Source organism: Streptomyces caelestis, assembly GCF_001279005.1.
In the GTDB taxonomy this organism is placed as follows: domain Bacteria; phylum Actinomycetota; class Actinomycetes; order Streptomycetales; family Streptomycetaceae; genus Streptomyces; species Streptomyces heliomycini.
This window is the reverse complement of the sequence record NZ_LGCN01000143.1, coordinates 40,904-59,692: the sequence shown is the minus strand read 5'-3', so window position 1 is coordinate 59,692 and position 18,789 is coordinate 40,904. Positions and strand designations below refer to the sequence as shown.

The 18,789-nt window shown below is 72.4% G+C and carries 17 protein-coding genes; 11 read left to right on the top strand and 6 right to left on the bottom strand.

Features of this window, described 5'->3' with window-relative positions; all coding sequences use genetic code 11:
• Window positions 1-70: 70 nt before the first annotated feature.
• Complete coding sequence (locus ADK41_RS14070; protein WP_030828971.1) at window positions 71-547, top strand: MarR family winged helix-turn-helix transcriptional regulator; 477 nt, start codon at window positions 71-73, stop codon at window positions 545-547.
• Between the two features lie 6 nt (window positions 548-553).
• Here ADK41_RS14070 and ADK41_RS14065 read toward each other — a convergent pair whose 3' ends face one another.
• Window positions 554-1,978 carry a sensor histidine kinase gene (locus ADK41_RS14065; protein ID WP_030828968.1) on the bottom strand — a complete coding sequence of 475 codons (1,425 nt, stop codon included), beginning with the start codon at window positions 1,976-1,978 and terminating at the stop codon, window positions 554-556.
• Window positions 1,975-2,694: a response regulator transcription factor gene (locus tag ADK41_RS14060; RefSeq protein WP_051843230.1), complete on the bottom strand. Its 720-nt coding sequence runs from the start codon at window positions 2,692-2,694 to the stop codon at window positions 1,975-1,977. The genes ADK41_RS14065 and ADK41_RS14060 overlap by 4 nt, the downstream gene beginning before the upstream one ends.
• 120 nt (window positions 2,695-2,814) lie before the next feature.
• Between ADK41_RS14060 and ADK41_RS14055 the strand changes: the two genes are divergently transcribed.
• Window positions 2,815-3,459 (top strand): PepSY domain-containing protein, encoded by a 645-nt coding sequence (locus ADK41_RS14055; RefSeq protein WP_030828963.1) that lies wholly within the window; start codon window positions 2,815-2,817, stop codon window positions 3,457-3,459.
• Between the two features lie 163 nt (window positions 3,460-3,622).
• On the opposite strand, the gene meaB is transcribed toward ADK41_RS14055, so the two are convergent.
• Both meaB and ADK41_RS14045 read right to left on the bottom strand, forming a co-directional pair.
• Window positions 3,623-4,579 carry a methylmalonyl Co-A mutase-associated GTPase MeaB gene (meaB, locus tag ADK41_RS14050; RefSeq protein WP_030828960.1) on the bottom strand — a complete coding sequence of 319 codons (957 nt, stop codon included), beginning with the start codon at window positions 4,577-4,579 and terminating at the stop codon, window positions 3,623-3,625.
• Window positions 4,580-4,619: 40 nt separating this feature from the next.
• A complete protein-coding gene (locus ADK41_RS14045) occupies window positions 4,620-5,768 on the bottom strand; it encodes an acetyl-CoA C-acetyltransferase (RefSeq protein ID WP_030828957.1) in 1,149 nt (382 codons plus the stop codon).
• Between the two features lie 240 nt (window positions 5,769-6,008).
• On the opposite strand from ADK41_RS14045, the gene mce reads away from it, so the two are divergent.
• The 7 genes from mce to ADK41_RS14010 all read left to right on the top strand — a co-directional run bounded on the left by mce (window position 6,009) and on the right by ADK41_RS14010 (window position 15,742).
• Window positions 6,009-6,449 carry a methylmalonyl-CoA epimerase gene (gene mce, locus ADK41_RS14040; RefSeq protein WP_030828954.1) on the top strand — a complete coding sequence of 147 codons (441 nt, stop codon included), beginning with the start codon at window positions 6,009-6,011 and terminating at the stop codon, window positions 6,447-6,449.
• 228 nt (window positions 6,450-6,677) lie between these two features.
• A complete protein-coding gene (gene scy, locus ADK41_RS14035) occupies window positions 6,678-10,556 on the top strand; it encodes a polarized growth protein Scy (RefSeq protein WP_030828950.1) in 3,879 nt (1,292 codons plus the stop codon).
• A 187-nt stretch (window positions 10,557-10,743) separates the two neighbouring features.
• Window positions 10,744-11,682 carry a cellulose-binding protein gene (locus tag ADK41_RS14030; RefSeq protein WP_030828947.1) on the top strand — a complete coding sequence of 313 codons (939 nt, stop codon included), beginning with the start codon at window positions 10,744-10,746 and terminating at the stop codon, window positions 11,680-11,682.
• A gap of 74 nt (window positions 11,683-11,756) precedes the next feature.
• Complete coding sequence (locus tag ADK41_RS14025; protein ID WP_030828944.1) at window positions 11,757-12,710, top strand: ABC transporter ATP-binding protein; 954 nt, start codon at window positions 11,757-11,759, stop codon at window positions 12,708-12,710.
• A gap of 2 nt (window positions 12,711-12,712) precedes the next feature.
• Window positions 12,713-13,486 carry an ABC transporter permease gene (locus ADK41_RS14020; RefSeq protein ID WP_030828940.1) on the top strand — a complete coding sequence of 258 codons (774 nt, stop codon included), beginning with the start codon at window positions 12,713-12,715 and terminating at the stop codon, window positions 13,484-13,486.
• A gap of 121 nt (window positions 13,487-13,607) precedes the next feature.
• Complete coding sequence (locus ADK41_RS14015) at window positions 13,608-14,873, top strand: ABC transporter ATP-binding protein (protein ID WP_030828937.1); 1,266 nt, start codon at window positions 13,608-13,610, stop codon at window positions 14,871-14,873.
• Window positions 14,870-15,742 (top strand): ABC transporter permease subunit, encoded by an 873-nt coding sequence (locus ADK41_RS14010; protein ID WP_030828935.1) that lies wholly within the window; start codon window positions 14,870-14,872, stop codon window positions 15,740-15,742. Before ADK41_RS14015 ends, ADK41_RS14010 begins: the two co-directional genes overlap by 4 nt.
• 6 nt (window positions 15,743-15,748) lie before the next feature.
• On the opposite strand, the gene ADK41_RS14005 is transcribed toward ADK41_RS14010, so the two are convergent.
• Complete coding sequence (locus ADK41_RS14005; protein ID WP_030828932.1) at window positions 15,749-16,081, bottom strand: hypothetical protein; 333 nt, start codon at window positions 16,079-16,081, stop codon at window positions 15,749-15,751.
• A 241-nt stretch (window positions 16,082-16,322) separates the two neighbouring features.
• Between ADK41_RS14005 and ADK41_RS14000 the strand changes: the two genes are divergently transcribed.
• Window positions 16,323-17,351: an LLM class flavin-dependent oxidoreductase gene (locus tag ADK41_RS14000; RefSeq protein ID WP_030828929.1), complete on the top strand. Its 1,029-nt coding sequence runs from the start codon at window positions 16,323-16,325 to the stop codon at window positions 17,349-17,351.
• 82 nt (window positions 17,352-17,433) lie between these two features.
• Here ADK41_RS14000 and ADK41_RS13995 read toward each other — a convergent pair whose 3' ends face one another.
• Window positions 17,434-17,826, bottom strand: coding sequence for an SCO5389 family protein (locus ADK41_RS13995; RefSeq protein WP_030828926.1), 393 nt, complete (start codon window positions 17,824-17,826; stop codon window positions 17,434-17,436).
• A gap of 289 nt (window positions 17,827-18,115) precedes the next feature.
• Between ADK41_RS13995 and nucS the strand changes: the two genes are divergently transcribed.
• Window positions 18,116-18,787, top strand: coding sequence for an endonuclease NucS (gene nucS / locus ADK41_RS13990; RefSeq protein WP_030828923.1), 672 nt, complete (start codon window positions 18,116-18,118; stop codon window positions 18,785-18,787).
• Window positions 18,788-18,789: the final 2 nt, after the last annotated feature.

Sequence of the window (18,789 nt, the reverse complement as noted above, 5' to 3'; positions counted from 1 at the left end):
ACGCCTGCGCACGACGTCACACGGAAGCCTTATTAGTTCGCCATTCAACTTCCTTAGGTAGACTTCATTCATGGAGACCGAGACGGCCACCCGCTGGCTGACCAATGCGGAGCAGTGCGCCTGGCGCACCCACCTGGAGGTCAACAAGCTGTTGACGTACCAGCTCGAGAAGGATCTGCAGCCGTTCGGCCTGACGATGAACGACTACGAGATCCTGGTGAACCTGTCCGAGTCGGAGGACCGGCGGATGCGGATGAGCGACCTCGCCTCCGCGACCATGCAGTCCAAGAGCCGCCTCTCGCACCAGATCACCCGCATGGAGAACGCGGACCTGGTGCGGCGGGAGAACTGCGAGTCCGACCGCCGCGGGCTCTACGCGGTCCTCACCGACCACGGTCTGGAGACCATGCGGAAGGTCGCGCCCCATCACGTGGCGTCCGTGCGCCGGCACTTCATCGACCTGCTCTCCCCCGAGGCCCTCATCGAGCTCGACAAGGCCCTCAAGCCCATCGCGGAGCACCTGCGGGGGCAGCGGGGACGCCACTGACGTCCCTCAGCGGGCTAGCGGCAGACGGAGTTCGAACAAGGCTCCGCCGGTCGGCGCCGCGCCCGCCGTGAGCGTCCCGCCGTGCCGTACGGCGACGTCCCTCGCGATCGCCAGCCCCAGCCCCGCGCCGCCGTCGTCGCGGCTGCGGGCGGCGTCCAGCCGTACGAACCGCTGGAAGATCCGCTCCCGGTCGGCCTCGGCCACCCCGTCGCCGTCGTCGGCCACCCCCAGGACCGCCCAGCCGCCCTCCCGCCGCACGGTCACGGTGACCCGCTCACGGGCGTGCCGCCCGCCGTTGTCCAGCAGATTGGCGAGCACGCGCCCCAGCTGCCCCCGTGATCCGGTCACCTCCGCCGGCTCCGCGTCCACCGTCACACCCGCGCGTCCCGCGGCCTCCTCGCCGGCCAGCGCGGCCAGGTCGACCCGGGCGTCGGCGGGCCGCTCCCCCGCGTCCAGCCGGGCGAGCAGCAGCAGATCGGCGGCGAGGCGCTGGAGCCGCACGGTGTCCTCGACGGCGCCGTCCAGGTCGAGCAGCTCGGGGTGGGCGGCGGCCACCTCCAGCTGGGTGCGCAGGGACGCGATCGGGCTGCGCAGCTCGTGCGAGGCGTCGGCGACGAACCGCCGCTGCCGCTCCACGGACGCCTCCAGGGCGGCGAGCGTCTCGTTGGTGGTGCGGGCGAGACGGGCGATCTCGTCGTGGGTCGCCGGTTCGGGGACGCGGCGCGCGAGGTCCTCGGAGGCGGTGATCGCGGCCATCTCGCTCCGGATGCCCTCCACCGGGCGCAGGGCACGGCCGGTGACCAGCCAGGTCACCGCGGCGACGACCACCAGGAGCAGGGGGAAGCCGATGAGCATCACGGTCAGCGCGGTCCGTACGGCGCCGTGCTCGGCGGCGAGCGGGGCGCCCGCGTGGACGGTGAGGCGGCCGTGGTCGGGGGTCTCCACCTCCAGGGCGGCGAAACGGTAGTCCTCGGTGTCGCCGTCGACGGTGGCGGAGCCGTTGGTGAAGGTGGTCTCGTCGGCGATCTCGCCGGGGGCGAACGACTCGTCGGAGCCGTCCGAGTCGTCCGAGCCGTCGCCGGAGGCGTCGTCCTCGTCCGGCTTCGGGGACTGCGGCGTCACGTCGGTCGTCGCGGTGCCGGTGATCCGCTCCAGGTCCTCGCTCGCCGCGACCAGCCGTCCGTCCTCGTCGAGGATCTGCACCGGGCGGTCCTCCCCGTCCAGCCCCGACAGTCTGTCGTACGGCGTCCGGGCGGCGAGTTCGGAGGCGACCGCCCGCGCGGCGCGCTCCGCCTGGGTGCCCGCCTCGCCGATCAGGTTGGAACGCAGGGACAGCAGTACGGCGGTGCCGGCCGCGACGAGGGCGACCGCGACCACGAGGGTGGCGCCGAGCGTCGCCCGCGCGCGGACCGAGCCGAACAGGCGGCTCACGGCGCCGTCTCCAGACGGTAGCCGGCGCCGCGCACGGTCCGGATGAGACCGGCGCGCAGCTTGCGGCGCAGGGCGCTGATGTAGACCTCGACGATGTTGGGGTCCCCGTCGTAGGCGAAGTCCCAGACGTGTTCGAGGATGTCGGCCTTGGAGACCACCTCGCCGGCCCGCAGCACCAGATGCTCGAGGACCGAGAACTCCTTGGTGGTCAGGGTCACCTCCTCCTCGTCCAGGAAGACCCGGCGGGCGGCGGTGTCCACCGTGAGGTCGCCGTGCACATGGACCGGGGAGGCCCCGGCGGCCGGCCGGCGGCGCAGCAGCGCCTTGATCCTGGCGACGAGGACGACGTACGAGAACGGCTTGGTGAGGTAGTCGTCGGCGCCGGTGTCCAGGCCCTCGGCCTCGTCGTACTCCCCGTCCTTCGCCGTGAGCATCAGGATCGGCACGTCGTGGCCGGCGGCGCGCAGGGCCGCGCAGACGCGGTAGCCGTTCAGACCGGGCAGCATGATGTCGAGGATCAGGAGGTCGTACGTCCCCTCCGTGGCCCGGTGCAGCCCCTCCCGGCCGTCGTGGACGACGTCCACGGCGTGGCCCTCGGCGGTGAGGCCCCTGGCGAGGGAGAGGGCGAGGCGTTTCTCGTCCTCCACGATCAGGAGTCGGAAGGGGCGGCGCGCAGCGCCTCCGGCGGGGTGGTGGTGGGTGACGGGCGGGCGCATGCCGCAAGGGTCGCAAAACGAAGCTGAAGATCCCTTCAGGCGGTTTCAGGTTCCCCTCAGCGTCGGTCGGCGAGATTGATGTCGTACAGCACGAAACGCAGCGACTCGGGAGGAATCCATATGAAGCGCAACATCGTGATCGCCGTCGTCACGGCCGCGGCCCTGGTCGGAGGCGGTACGGCGACGGCCCTCGCGGTCGCGGGGGACGACGACGGGGCGGCGTCGGTGGCGCGGGCGGAGAACCGGGCGGGGGACGACGACCGGCGGGACGACGAGGGCCGTGAGGACGACCGGGGTGACGACGACCGGGATGACGACGACCGGGGTGACGACCGCGACGGGCGTGCCGTCTCCGGTGGCGTGACCGCCGCCGACGCCATCGCCGCCGCGCTGAAGCACACGCCGGGCACGGCCGTCTCCGCCGAGCTGGACGACGAGGCCTGGGAGGTCGACGTCCTCGGCGGCGGCGACACCTGGCACAGCGTGCGCGTCGACCCGGGCGACGGCAAGGTCCTGGGCGCCCAGAAGGACGACGAGGACGACGCCGCCGAGGTGCGGGCCGCGTTGAAGGGGGCGTCGGTGTCGGCCGCGGAGGCCGCGGAGGCGGCTGCCGCCGAGGGGACGGTGACGTCGGTGGAGCTGGACGACGACAAGGGGTGGGAGGCCGAGACGCGTGCCTCCGGCGGGGACGAGCGGGACTGGCGGGTCGACCCGGGCAGCGGCAAGGTCACGGCCGACCGGGGCGACGGCTCCGACGACGACTGAGCGGGGGGCGGGCGTTGAGGGTTTTCGCCCCCGCCGCCCCTTCCCTCCCCGTCCCCGGGGGCTGCGCCCCCGGACCCCCCTTCGGCCCTGCGGGCCTTGTCCTCAAGCGCCGGACGGGCTGGTTGACGCCGGACGGGCTGGTGGTGCCGGACGGACTGAGAAGTCAGCCCCGTGTCAGCCCCGCCACCAGTTCGTCCGCCGCCCGGTACGGGTCCAGGTCGCCGGCGATGATGCGTTCGGCCAGGGCGTCCAGGCGGCGGTCGCCGTGGAGGTCGCCGATGCGTTCGCGCAGGGCCGTGACCGCGATGGTCTCGACCTCGCGGGAGGCGCGGGCCAGGCGGCGGGCCGTCAGGACACCATGCTCCTCCATCCAGGCCCGGTGCTTCTCCAGGGCCTCGACGACCTCGTCGACGCCCTCCTGGCGCGCGGCGACCGTCTTGACGATCGGGGGGCGCCAGTCGCCGGGGGCGCGGGACTCGCCGAGGCCCAGCATGTGGTTCAGCTCGCGGGCGGTGGCGTCGGCGCCGTCGCGGTCGGCCTTGTTGACGACGTAGACGTCGCCGATCTCCAGGATCCCGGCCTTGGCGGCCTGGATGCCGTCGCCCATGCCGGGTGCCAGCAGCACCACCGACGTGTCGGCCTGGGAGGCGATCTCCACCTCCGACTGGCCCACGCCCACCGTCTCGACCAGGACCACGTCGCAGCCCGCCGCGTCCAGGACGCGGATGGCCTGCGGGGCGGCCCACGCGAGGCCGCCCAGGTGACCGCGGGTGGCCATGGAACGGATGTAGACGCCGGGGTCGGAGGCGTGCTCCGACATGCGGACGCGGTCGCCGAGCAGGGCGCCGCCGGAGAAGGGGGAGGACGGGTCGACGGCCAGGACGCCGACCCGCTTGCCCTGTTTGCGGTACGCGGTCACCAGGGCCGAGGTGGACGTCGACTTGCCGACGCCCGGGGAGCCGGTGAGGCCGACCACGTACGCGTTCCCGGTGAGCGGCGCCAGGGCCGCCATAACCTCCCTGAGCTGCGGGGACGCCCCCTCCACCAGGGAGATCAGCCGGGCCACGGCCCGCGGCCTGCCGTCCCTGGCCTGGGCGACCAGCGAGGAGACGTCCTGCATCACAGCTCCGTTCACGAGAGGGAAATCGGCACAACCCGGCTCAGGCCTTGGGGACCCGCACGATCAGCGCGTCGCCCTGGCCGCCGCCGCCGCACAGCGCCGCCGCGCCGATGCCGCCGCCGCGCCGCTTCAGCTCCAGGGCGAGGTGCAGCACGAGCCGGGCGCCGGACATCCCGATCGGGTGACCCAGCGCGATGGCGCCGCCGTTGACGTTCACCTTTTCGGTGGAAACGCCGAGGTCCTTCATTGACTGCACGGCGACCGCGGCGAAGGCCTCGTTGATCTCGACGAGGTCGAGGTCGGAGACCTCCAGGCCCTCCTTCTTCAGCGCGTGCCGGATCGCGTTGGACGGCTGCGACTGGAGGGAGTTGTCGGGTCCGGCCACGTTGCCGTGGGCGCCGATCTCGGCGATCCAGTCCAGGCCCAGTTCCTGCGCCCTGGCCTTGCTCATCACGACCACGGCCGCCGCGCCGTCCGAGATCTGCGAGGAGGAGCCGGCGGTGATGGTGCCGTCCTCGGCGAACGCCGGACGCAGCCTGCCGAGGGACTCGGCGGTGGTGTCGCCGCGGATGCCCTCGTCCTTGCTGAACAGGACCGGGTCGCCCTTGCGCTGCGGGATCTCGACCGGGGTGATCTCGGCCTCGAAGACGCCGTTCTTCTGCGCGGCGGCGGCCCGCTGGTGGGAGAGGGCGGCGATCTCGTCCTGCTCGGGGCGGGCGATGCCGAGGCGGGTGTTGTGCTTCTCGGTGGACTCGCCCATGGCGATGTTCTCGAAGGAGTCGGTCAGACCGTCGTGCGCCATGGCGTCGAGCATCTGCACCGCGCCGTACTTGAAGCCCTCGCGGGACTTCGGCAGCAGGTGCGGGGCGTTGGTCATGGACTCCTGGCCGCCGGCGACGACCACGTCGAATTCACCCGCGCGGATCAGCTGGTCCGCGAGCGCGATGGCGTCGAGGCCGGAGAGGCACACCTTGTTGACGGTGAGCGCCGGGACGTTCATCGGGATGCCGGCCTTGACGGCGGCCTGGCGGGCCGGGATCTGCCCCGCCCCGGCCTGGAGCACCTGCCCCATGATCACGTACTGGACCTGGTCGCCACCGATCCCCGCACGGTCGAGGGCGGCCTTGATCGCGAAGCCGCCGAGGTCGGCTCCGGAGAAGGACTTCAGCGAGCCGAGCAGCCGGCCCATGGGGGTGCGGGCGCCCGCGACGATGACGGACGTCGTGCCGTTCGCCGCGGAAGATGTGGATGATGCAGATGCTGCGGATGATGCGGAAGTCATGAGCTGCGGTCCCCTTCCGGCTGCACAGCCGAGGAGTGAACGAGGGTTTACTTCGAATGTACTGACGTGCGGTGGACCACGTCATCGGCCTTTCGGTGTGATCGCGCGCACGTTGCGTAACCACCGCGGGAGCGCTGCACTGAATCCATGCTGACGCGAATCGACCACATCGGGATCGCCTGCTTCGACCTCGACAGGACCGTCGAGTTCTACCGGGCCACCTACGGCTTCGAGGTGTTCCACTCCGAGGTCAACGAGGAGCAGGGCGTGCGCGAGGCCATGCTCAAGATCAACGACACCTCCGACGGCGGGGCCTCCTACCTGCAGCTGCTGGAGCCGACCCGGGAGGACTCCACCGTCGCCAAGTGGCTGGCGAAGAACGGGGAGGGCGTCCACCACATCGCTTTCGGCACGGCGGACGTGGACGCGGAGGCCGCCGACATCAAGGGCAAGGGCGTACGCGTTCTGTACGAAGAGCCCCGGCGCGGCTCCATGGGGTCACGAATCACCTTCCTGCACCCCAAGGACTGCCATGGCGTACTGACAGAACTGGTCACTTCGGCGCCCGTTGAGTCGTCCGAGCACTGACCCACGTACATAAGGGCCGGTAGGGTTGGGTCCGGTCGCCGCTCATGCGTGGTGACCCAGTCCCGTCGTCTCCGGCGGCGGGATCGCCGGGGTCCGGGTTTCGGGGGGCGAGCGCGGGGCGGCAGCCCATGCTCCGCCGTTGATCTGACACCATTCCCCGGGGGCCCCGTTCGGCGGATGGACGGAGCTCGGCCAGACTTGCGACCAGGGGACGGATGGGACCGCGCAGTGCGGGGCTACGAGAGCCAGGAGCGAGAGCCGGCGGCTGACGTCGACCACCTCTCTCGGTTCGAAGCCGAGATGAAGCGGCTGAAGACCGAGCGGGAAAAGGCGATCCAGCACGCCGATGACCTCGGCTACCAGGTCGAGGTGCTGCGCGCCAAGCTGCACGAGGCGCGGCGCACCATCATGTCCCGGCCCGCGTACGACGGCGGTGACCTCGGCTATCAGGCCGAGCAGTTGCTGCGCAACGCGCAGCTGCAGGCCGACCAGCTGCGCGCGGACGCCGAGCGGGAGCTGAGCCAGGCGCGGGCGCAGACCCAGCGGATCCTCCAGGAGCACGCGGAGCAGGCGGCCCGGCTCCAGGCGGAGCTGCACCAGGAGGCGGTGACGCGGCGCCAGCAGCTCGACCAGGAGCTGGCGGAGCGCCGGCAGACCGTCGAGTCGCACGTCAACGAGAACGTGGCCTGGGCTGAGCAGCTGCGGGCCCGCACCGAGCAGCAGGCCCGCCGGCTGCTCGACGAGTCCCGCGCGGAGGCCGAGCAGGCCCTGGCCGCCGCCCGCGCGGAGGCCGAGCGGCTGACGGCCGAGGCCCGGCAGCGGCTGCAGGGCGACGCCGAGGCGGCCCGCGCGGAGGCCGAGCAGATCCTGCGTCGCGCCCGCGCGGACGCCGAGCGGCTGCTGAACGCCGCCTCGACGCAGGCCCAGGAGGCCACCGACCACGCCGAGCAGCTGCGGACGTCCACGGCCAGCGAGTCGGAGTCCGCGCGCCGTCGGGCGCAGGAGCTCGGCCGGGCCGCCGAGGAGCGGATGTCCCAGGCCGAGTCCGCGCTGCGCGAGGCCCGTGCCGAGGCGGAGAAGGTGCTCGCCGAGGCGAAGGAGTCCGCCGCGAAGGCGCTCGCCTCCGCCGAGTCCGCCAACGAGACCCGTACGCGGACCGCCAAGGAGCAGGTGGCGCGGCTGGTCGGCGAGGCCACCAAGGAGGCGGAGGCCACCAAGGCGGATGCCGAGCAGCTGGTCGCGGACGCCCGCGCGGAGGCCGAGAAGATCGTCGCCGAGGCCGCCGAGAAGGCCCGCGCGGTCACCGCGGAGGAGTCCGCGACGCAGCTGTCCAAGGCGGCCAGGACCGCCGAGGAGGTGCTCAACAAGGCGTCGGAGGAGGCCAAGCGGACCACCAGGGCGGCGGCCGAGGAGGCCGAGCGGATCCGCGGGGAGGCCGAGGCCGAGGCGGACCGGCTGCGCGCCGAGGCGCACGACATCGCCGAACAGCTCAAGGGCGCGGCGAAGGACGACACCAAGGAGTACCGCGCCAAGACGGTCGAGCTGCAGGAGGAGGCCCGTCGGCTGCGCGGCGAGGCCGAGCAGCTGCGCGCCGACGCGGTCGCCGAGGGCGAGAAGATCCGCGCGGAGGCCCGCAAGGAGGCCGTGGCGCAGATCGAGGAGGCGGCGAAGTCCGCCGAGGAGCTGCTCGCCAAGGCGAAGGCGGACGCCGACGAGCTGCGCTCCACCGCGCAGGGCGACAGCGAGAAGGTCCGCACCGAGGCCATCGAGCGCGCCACGACGCTGCGCCGGCAGGCCGAGGAGACCCTGGAGCGCACCCGCCAGGAGGCCGAGCGGCACCGCGCGGAGGTCGTCGAGCAGGCCGACGCGCTCAAGGAGGACGCCGAGCGGGCCGCGCGCGAGCTGCGCGAGGAGACCGAGCGGGCCGTGGAGGCCCGTCGCGCGCAGGCCGCCGCGGAGCTGACGCGGCGGCACGCGGAGGCCGAGGAGCGGCTCGCCGCGGCCGAGCAGGCGCTGAGCGACGCGCGCGAGGAGGCCGCCCGGATCCGCCGGGAGGCGTCCGAGGAGACCGAGCGGCTGCGCGCGGAGGCCGCCGAGCGGATCCGTGCGCTGCGGCAGCAGGCGGAGGCGGAGGCCGAGCGGCTGCGGGACGAGGCCGCCGCGGACGCGTCGGCGTCCCGTGCGGAGGGCGAGGCCGTCGCCGTACGGCTGCGGTCGGAGGCCGCGGCCGAGGCGGAGCGGCTGAAGTCGGAGGCGCAGGACAGCGCCGACCGGATGCGCGCGGAGGCGCAGGCCGCCGCCGAGCGGATCGGTACGGAGGCGTCCGAGACGCTGGCCGCCGCGCAGGAGGAGGCCGCCCGGCGGCGCCGCGAGGCCGAGGAACTCCTCGGCGCGGCCCGGCAGGAGGCCGACCAGGAGCGCGAGCGGGCCCGCGAGCAGAGCGAGGAGCTGCTGGCGTCGGCGCGCACCCGCGTGGAGGAGGCGCAGGCCGAGGCCGTGCGGCTGGTCGAGGAGGCGGACCGGCGCGCCACGGAGACGGTGTCGGCGGCCGAGCAGCACGCGCAGCAGGTGCGGGACTCCGTCGCGGGGCTGCACGAACAGGCGCAGGAGGAGATCGCCGGGCTGCGCAGCGCCGCCGAGCACGTGGCGGAGCGCACCCGTCGCGAGGCCGAGGAGGAGGCGGACCGGGTCCGCGCCGACGCCTACGCGGAGCGGGAGCGGGCGAGCGAGGACGCGGGCCGGCTGCGGCGCGATGCGCAGGAGGAGACGGAGGCCGCGAAGGCGCTGGCCGAGCGGACGGTGTCCGAGGCCATCACGGAGGCCGAGCGGATCCGCGCGGACGTGTCCGAGCACGCCCAGCGGGTGCGCACGGAGGCGTCGGACGCGATCGCCGAGGCGGAGCAGGCCGCGGCCCGTACCCGGGCGGACGCCCGTGAGGACGCCAACCGGATCCGTTCGGACGCGGCGACGCAGGCGGACACCCTCATCACCGAGGCCCGCAGTGAGGCGGAGCGCCTCACCGAGGAGACGGTCGCGGATACCGACCGGCTGCGCACGGAGACGGTCGCCGAGGCCGAGCGGGTGCGCGCGGAGTCGGTGTCCGCGGCGGAGAAGCTGATCGCGGACGCCACCGGGGACGCGGAGCGGCTGCGGGCCGAGGCCGCGGAGGCGGTCGGGTCCGCGCAGGCGCACGCGGAGCGGATCCGCCGGGAGTCCGAGCGGGTCAAGGCCGACGCGGAGTCGGAGGCCGAGCGGATGGTGTCCGCCGCGCGCGGGGAGGCCGAGCGGACGCTGGACGAGGCCCGCAAGGACGCCAACAAGCGGCGCTCCGAGGCGGCCGAGCAGGTGGACACGCTCATCACGGAGACCGCCGCCGAGGCGGACAAGCTGCTCACCGAGGCGCAGCAGCAGGCGCTGAAGACGACGGCGGAGGCCGAGTCGCAGGCGGACACGATGGTCGGCGCGGCCCGGCAGGAGGCCGAACGGATCCTCTCCGAGGCGACCGTCGAGGGCAACTCCCGGGTGGAGAGGGCCCGTACGGACGCGGACGAGCTGCTGGTCGGCGCGCGCCGGGACGCGACGCAGATCAGGGAACGCGCCGAGGAGCTGCGCGACCGCCTCACGCGTGAGATCGAGGAGCTGCACGAGCGGGCCCGCCGTGAGGCGGCGGAGACGATGAAGTCGACGGGCGACCGCTGCGACGCGCTCATCAAGGCCTCCGAGGAGCAGCTCGCCAAGGCGGAGGCGAAGGCCAAGGAGATCGTCTCCGAGGCCAACTCCGAGGCCGGCAAGGTGCGCATCGCCGCCGTGAAGAAGGCCGAGGGCCTGCTGAAGGAGGCCGAGCAGAAGAAGGCCCGCCTGGTGAAGGAGGCCGAGGAGCTGAAGGCCGAGGCGGTCCGGGAGGCGCGGCGCACGGTCGAGGAGGGCAAGCGCGAGCTGGAGGTGCTGGTGCGGCGCCGCGAGGACATCAACGCCGAGATCTCCCGTGTGCAGGACGTGCTGGAGGCGTTGGAGTCCTTCGAGGCGCCCGGAGGCGCCAAGGACAACGGGGTCAAGGCGGGGGCCGGGGCGGGTGCTACCCGTACGGGTGGCAAGTCGGCGGAATAGCCGGCAAAGCGGACGAAATCCCTTGTACGGTGGGGGCTTTGATCATGGCTTTGGCAAGTCTTCCAGCGGCGAGCCACTCAAAAGGGGTGTCATTCTCCGTATCAAACGTGCATCCGCTCGATGACACAGCGCTTCGGCCCCTAGGATTCCACCTATCACCTCACCGGTCTCATTCGACAGGAACCCCATGAGCGACACTTCCCCCTACGGCTTCGAGCTTGTGCGGCGTGGGTACGACCGCGCTCAGGTGGACGAACGTATCTCCAAGCTCGTCTCCGACCGTGACAGCGCTCTCGCCCGCATCACCGCTCTGGAAAAGCGCATCGAGGAGCTCCATCTCGAGACGCAGAACGCCCAGGCCCAGGTCACCGACGCCGAGCCGTCGTATGCGGGTCTCGGCGCGCGCGTGGAGAAGATCCTCCGCCTCGCCGAGGAGGAGGCGAAGGAACTGCGCGAGGAGGCCCGGCGCGCGGCGGAGCAGCACCGCGAGCTCGCCGAGTCGGCCGCCCAGCAGGTGCGCAACGACGCCGAGTCGTACGCCGCCGAGCGCAAGTCGAAGGCGGAGGACGAGGGCGCGCGGATCGTCGAGAAGGCCCAGGGCGACGCCGCCCAGTTGCGTTCCGAGGCGCAGAAGGACGCGCAGTCCAAGCGGGAGGAGGCGGACGCCCTCTTCGAGGAGACCCGCGCCAAGGCCGCGCAGGCCGCCGCCGACTTCGAGACGAACCTCGCCAAGCGCCGTGAGCAGTCCGAGCGCGACCTGGCCTCGCGCCAGCAGAAGGCCGAGAAGCGCCTCGCGGAGATCGAGCACCGCGCGGAGCAGCTGCGGCTGGAGGCCGAGAAGCTGCGCACCGACGCCGAGCGCCGGGCCCGCCAGACGGTGGAGACGGCCCAGCGTCAGGCGGAGGACATCGTGGCCGACGCCAACGCCAAGGCCGACCGGATCCGTTCGGAATCCGAGCGCGAGCTGGCGGCGCTGACCAACCGCCGCGACTCGATCAACGCCCAGCTGACGAACGTCCGCGAGATGCTCGCCACGCTCACGGGCGCCGCGGTGGCCGCGACCGGTGCGCCCTCCACCGACGACGAGCCGATCTCCCGCGGGGTCCCGGCCCAGCAGTCCCGGTAACACCGGGCGAAGGATCGGCGAAGCCCTCTGCCACTGAGGTGGCAGAGGGCTTTGTCCCGTTCTAGCGTGGCCGCATGATCGAGCTCGAGGGGCTGACCAAGCGGTACGGCGAGAAGGTGGCGGTCGACGGTCTGACCTTCACCGTCCGGCCGGGCATCGTCACGGGCTTCCTCGGCCCGAACGGCGCCGGCAAGTCGACCACCATGCGGATGATCCTGGGCCTGGACCACCCGACCGCCGGGGACGTGCGGATCGACGGCACGCACTACGACCGGCTCGAGGACCCGCTGACGTGCATCGGCGCCCTGCTGGAGGCCAAGGGCGTGCACCCGGGCCGCAGCGCCTACCACCACCTGCTGTGCCTCGCGCAGAGCAACGGCCTCCCGCGGCAGCGGGTGCACGAGGTGCTGGACACGGTCGGGCTGACGGCGGTGGCGCGGAAGAAGGCCAAGGGGTTCTCGCTCGGCATGGGCCAGCGGCTCGGCATCGCGGCGGCGCTGCTCGGCGACCCGCGGATCCTGATGTTCGACGAGCCGGTCAACGGCCTCGACCCCGAGGGCATCCACTGGATCCGCACACTGATGAAATCGCTCGCCGCCCAGGGCCGTACGGTCTTCGTCTCCTCCCACCTGATGAGCGAGATGGCGCTGACCGCCGACCACCTCGTCGTCATCGGCCAGGGTCGGCTGCTCGCCGACACCTCCATGGCCGAGTTCATCGAGCGCAACTCCCGCTCGTACGTCCGTATCCGCGGCCCGCAGCGCGAGCGGCTGCTCGACGTGCTGCACCAGGCCGGGATCACCGCCGTGGAGAGCGGCGACGGGTCGCTGGAGGTGGACGGCTCCAAGGCCGAGTACATCGGGGAGCTGGCGGCCCGGCACCGGCTGGTGCTGCACGAGCTGAGCCCGCGGCAGGCCTCCCTGGAGGAGGCGTTCATGCGGCTGACCGCCCAGTCGGTGGAGTACCACGCCCACACCGGCGTCTCCGCGCCCCCGCAGCGGTGGGGCGACGACTGGAAGAGGGGCTGAGCATGGCGGCGACGCAGGTCGTCCGGTCGGAGTGGACCAAGATCCGGTCGGTGGCGTCCACCGTGTGGACGCTCTCCCTGGCGGTGGTCGTCACCATCGCGCTCGGCATGCTGATCTCGGCGCTGTCGAGGAACGAGTACGAGACCCTGGGCGCACGGGAGCGGCTCTCCTTCGACCCGACGTTCATCAGCTTCGCGGGGATGAGCCTCGGTCAGCTCGCGATGATCGTGTTCGGGGTGCTGGTGGTGTCGAACGAGTACAGCACCGGCATGATCCGCGCCTCGCTGGCGGCCGTCCCCCGGCGCGGCACGTTCCTGCTGAGCAAGCTGACGGTGGCCACCGCGCTCGCCTTCGTCGTCTCCATGGCCACCAGCTTCGCCGCCTTCTTCCTGGGCCAGGCGATGCTCGGCGCGTACAGGGCGTCGATCGGGGACGAGGGGGTGCTGCGGGCGGTCATCGGCGGCGGCCTCTACATGACGCTGATCGCGCTGTTCTCGATGGGCGTCGCCGCGATGCTGCGCTCCCCCATGCTGTCGCTGGGCATCCTGATGCCGTTCTTCTTCCTGATCTCCAACATCCTCGGCAACGTCGACGCCACGGAGAAGGTCGGCCGGTTCCTGCCCGACCAGGCGGGCAGCAGGATCATGCAGGTGGTGACGCCCCCGGGCGACGACACCCCGTACGGCCCCTGGGGCGGCCTGGGGATCATGGCGCTCTGGGTGCTCGCGGCGGTCGTCGGCGGCTACGTCCTGCTGAGGCGGCGCGATGCCCAGTGAACGACCGCGTGGGACCGGTTTTTACCTCGACTTGAGCGGAACCGACAGCGCCTCGATAAGCTCCTAACCCTTACGGGGGGCGTGTGCCCCGCTGTCCTGAACCTTCCGATGGGTGCGGAGCATGATCGAGGCAGTCGGCCTGACCAAGCGGTACGGCGACAAGACCGCTGTGTACAACCTCTCCTTCCAGGTGCGTCCCGGCGCCGTCACCGGGTTCCTGGGCCCCAACGGTTCGGGCAAGTCGACGACGATGCGGATGATCCTCGGCCTGGACAACCCCACCTCGGGACAGGTCACGATCGGCGGCTACCCGTACCGCAGGCTGCCCAACGCCCCCCGTCAGGTCGGCGCGCTGCTGGACGCGAAGGCGGTGCACGGCGGCCGGTCCGCCCGCAGCCACCTGCTGAGCCTGGCCCAGCTCTCGGGCATCCCGGCCCGGCGCGTGGACGAGGTGCTGGGCGTGGTGGGCCTGCACGACGTGGCGCGCAGGCGGTCCAAGGGCTTCTCGCTGGGCATGGGCCAGCGGCTCGGCATCGCCGCCGCGCTGCTCGGCGACCCCCAGGTGCTGTTGTTCGACGAGCCGGTCAACGGCCTCGACCCCGAGGGCATCCTCTGGGTGCGCAACCTGATGAAGGCGCTGGCCGCCGAGGGCCGTACGGTCTTCGTCTCCTCGCACCTGATGAGCGAGATGGCGCTGACCGCCGACCACCTCATCGTCATCGGGCGCGGACAACTGCTCGCCGACATGAGCGTGACGGACTTCATCTCCGCCAACTCCGCCGACTTCGCGCGCGTGCGCACGCCCGACACCGAGCCGCAGCAGCGCGAGAAGCTGTCCGCCGCGATCACCGAGGCCGGCGGCAACGTGCTGCCCGAACAGGACGGCGCGCTGCGGGTGACGGGACTGGCGCTGCCGCGCATCAGCGACATCGCCCACGACTCCGGCGTACGGCTGTGGGAGCTGTCGCCGCACCAGGCCTCGCTGGAGGAGGCGTACATGCGGATGACGCAGGGCGCCGTCGACTACCGCTCGACCACCGACCAGAAGGCCGGGCTCCAGCAGCCGCTGCCGCCCGGCGCGCAGCCGCCGATGCCGGTTCCGGGGCAGGGCCAGCCCGGCTGGTACGCCCCGCCGCCGCCCCAGCAGGGCGGGCAGCCCTTCGCCGCGCCGCAGGGCGTGCCCGCACAGGCCCCCGCGGGCCCCTACGGCGCTCCGGGCGCCCCTGGAGCGGCCCCGGGCGCCCCCGCCCCCAACCCGTACGCACAGCCCGCTCCGCAGGCCCCCCGGACGCCGCCCGGCGCGGCTCCGGCGGCGCCGCCCGCCGCACCCGCCGTGCCCCCGACCGCCCCCGCAGCCGACCTGACCAAGCCCGAGGACGCCCGATGAGCACGCCCCCGCCTCCGATGCCGCAGACCGCCGCACCCGACTGGCAGGCGGCGCCCGGCTCCCCGTACCCCACCTACACCTCGCCGATCCCCGTGGTCCGCACGCACCTCGGGCACGCGCTCGCCTCCGAGTGGACGAAGATCAGGTCCGTGCGCTCGACCATGTGGACGCTGGGCGTGTTCGTGCTGCTCGTGGTCGGCGTCGGCCTGCTGACCGGCCTGGTGGTGTCGAGCGCCGACCCCGACATGAGCGGCGAGAGCCCGCTGGCCCTCGGCTTCTTCGGACTGCTGCTCGGCGGCATGTGCATCATCACGCTGGGCGTGCTGACCACGGCGTCGGAGTACGGCACCGGCATGATCCGCACCACGATGGTCGCCTGCCCCTCGCGCGGACGGGTGCTGCTGGCGAAGGCCCTGGTGTTCTTCCTGATCGCCTTCGTGGTGACCCTGGTGTGCACGACGCTGGTCGGCTTCCTGCACGTGGCGCTGCTGGAGGGCCACAACGCGAAGGAGCCCACCGGCGAGGAGTGGCTGAAGGGCACGCTCGGCGTCTCGCTGTACGTGGCGCTGCTCGGCACGCTGTCACTGGCGATCGGCTCGATCATCCGGCACTCGGCGGGCGCCATCACCATCATGATCGGCGCCGTGCTCGCCCCGCTGGTGATCGCGCTGTTCATGTTCTCGTCCTCGCTGGCGGACGTGCAGCAGGCGCTGTTCGAGTACTCCATCCCGAACCAGATGAGCATCTTCTACGCCAACTCGCTGAGCGAGTCGGGCCCGTCGGGCTGGGACCCGCTGTGGATCATGCTGGTCGTCACGGCCGCCGCGCTCGGCGGCGCCTTCGCCCTGCTGCAGAAGCGGGACGTGTGACGGGGTTCAGAACCTCGGCGCGTTACGGGACCGCTGCACCCGCGTGGTGCGGCGGTCCTTCGCGTTCCAGCACGCCTTGTGCCAGTGCCGGCGGTCGTCGACGCCCGCGTGCTCGGGCCAGGCCACCACGTGCGGCACCCCGTCCGGGATCAACTGGTCGCAGCCGGGGCACCGGTAGGCCTTGCCCTGGGCGCTGGCGCCCGCCACGTGCCGCACGCTCCACTCCTCGCCCTGCCAGCTCTCCGTGGACTGCCAGCCGCCATAGCGGCCGGAACGGTCGTCCTCGGCGCTCCGGCCGGACGGACAGGCTCCCTTGGGTCGGTTGCGACGCGGGGACACAGGACACCTCACGGGGCTCTACGGGATGCTGGGGCCGCGTCCAGCCTACGCGGCGCGCCCAGGGGTACGCGTAGGGCGCCAATCGCCACAAGTCCCCTCCGCGGTGATGCGGCACCCCTCCTGAGCGGCCGATTCTGCAGACAATCCGCAAAGTCCCCCGCCCAGCCGTGTCCTCGGCACGTGTCGGGCGGTTATGCCCTGCGGGGGAGCTCCGTGTCGGAGCCAAGGAAGCAGGAAAGCGATGCGCGTGGGAAGTTTCGTGTTGGCCGCCCGGTTCCCCGGGCAGGGCGAGGGAGAGGCGCTGCACCGCGCGGTCCGCTCGGCCGAGGTCGCCGAGGAGGCGGGGCTCGACGCGGTCTGGCTGGCCGAGCACCACTTCGTGCCCTACGGCACCTGCCCGTCGGCCGTCACCCTGGCCGCGCTGCTGCTCGGCCGCACCCGCCGGCTGCGGGTCGGCACGGCGGTCAGCGTGCTGCCCACCGTCCATCCGGTCGCCCTCGGCGAACAGGCCGCGCTGCTGCACGTCACGAGCGGCGGCCGGTTCTCGCTGGGCCTCGGGCGCGGCGGACCGTGGGTCGACCTGGAGGTGTTCGGGGCCGGACTGGAGGCGTACGAGAAGGGGTTCCCGGAATCACTCGATCTGCTGGTGCGCTGGCTGCGCGAACCGGCCGTCGGGGCCGACGGCGAGCGGTACCGCTTCCGCGAGGTGCCCGTCGTCCCCCGCCCGTCGGAGGCCCTGGACGAGGCGGAGGGGCCCGAGGTCGTGGTCGCCTGCACCTCCCCGGCGGGCGTACGGCTGGCCGCCGAGCGCGGGCTGCCGATGCTGCTCGGCATGCACGTCGGGGACGAGGAGAAGGCCGAGATGGTCGCCCTGTGGCGGCGGCACGCGCGCGCCTGCGGGCGGCCGGCCCGGGAGATCCACCGCGCGGCCCACGTCTCGGCCGGCGTCTGCCAGATCGCGGACCGGCGCGCGGACGCGGCGGAGACCCTGATGAAGGCGATGCCCGGCTGGCTGAAGCAGGGTCTCGAGGCCCATGTCACGGTGGACGGGCGGCAGCGGCGGATGCGCGATCCGCTGGCGTACACCGAACTCCTCTGCGGGCTGCACCCGGTGGGTCCGCCGCGGCTGTGCGCCGACCGGCTCGCCGCGACCAGCGAGCGGACCGGCATCTCCCGCTTCGCCCTGCTCGTCGAGGGCTCCGGCGACCTGGCGGCGACCGAGGAGAACGTGCGGCGGCTCGGAACCGAGGTACTCCCCCACCTCGGCTGAGCGAGCGGGGTTCGCGCGGGCTTGCCGCCCCGGTACGACTGCACCTTCCGCGTACGGAGCGGCAAGCGAACGGTGGAACGCGTCAGCAGTCGCGCAGCTGCGGCGACTGGTTCAGTATCTGACCGCGCACCGAGGTGAAGCGGGCCAGCTTCTCGTCGACCGAGGAGTCAAGCGGGAACACGGCCACCCGGTGGCAGTTCTGGAAGGCCAGCCGTACACCGAAGTGGCGTTGCAGCGCCCCGCGTATCGCGTCACTCGCGAGCGCACGCAGCAGCTGACCGCGTGCCTGCTCGTCCGGCGGGGGCGTCTGGTTGTCGGCGAAGGCTCCGCCGTCCACCTTCAGCTGGGCCACCAGGGAGCTGATCATCTCCCACGCGAAGGGCAGGGAGGTCCGGACGCAGTCGACGAATTCAGCTTCGTCGACCTCGCCTCGCTCGGCCTGTTCGAGTAGGGCCGGTGAGACGTCGAGCGACATGGGTTCTCCTCTCGCACCCCCAACGATCAGGGGTTGCCTGACAGATAAGGGAGTGCGCGTTGTCGGACACGCTGCGTACACAGGTCGCGACCTCCCGTTCACCACCGTAAGCAACGGGCGGTGACGGCACCAGGCGAATGCCCGGATGCGGAACTTCCTGTGGGCCGGTAATCGGCCACCGCCGAAACACGCGTTTTCCTGGAGATTCAGGACGCGTCGCGTGGGACCCGAGGGGCCTGTGGGACGACGAATCGCGTCGGGGCGGGCCGGTCGAGTAGCGTTGCCGACCATGCGTCTCGTCATTGCCCGCTGCTCCGTGGACTACGCCGGGCGGCTCACCGCGCACCTGCCGTCGGCACCCCGTCTCATCCTGGTCAAGGCGGACGGCAGCGTCTCGATCCACGCCGACGACCGGGCCTACAAGCCCCTGAACTGGATGTCGCCCCCCTGCACGCTGAAGGAGGGCGCCGGCGACGAAGAGGGCGTCTGGACCGTCGTCAACAAGGCGGGCGAGAAGCTCATCATCACGATGGAGGAGGTCCTCCACGACTCCTCGCACGAACTGGGCGTCGACCCCGGCCTGATCAAGGACGGCGTGGAGGCGCACCTCCAGGAACTGCTCGCCGACCGCATCGAGACCCTCGGCGAGGGGTACACCCTCATCCGCCGCGAGTACATGACGGCGATCGGCCCGGTCGACATCCTGTGCCGGGACGCCGAGGGGCGGACGGTCGCGGTGGAGATCAAGCGGCGCGGCGAGATCGACGGCGTGGAGCAGCTCACGCGCTATCTGGAACTGCTGAACCGCGATCCCCATCTCGCCCCGGTGCGGGGCGTCTTCGCCGCGCAGGAGATCAAGCCGCAGGCCCGGGTCCTCGCGACCGACCGGGGCATCGGCTGCCAGGTCCTCGACTACGACGCGCTGCGCGGCATCGAGGACGACAAGCTGCGGCTGTTCTGACC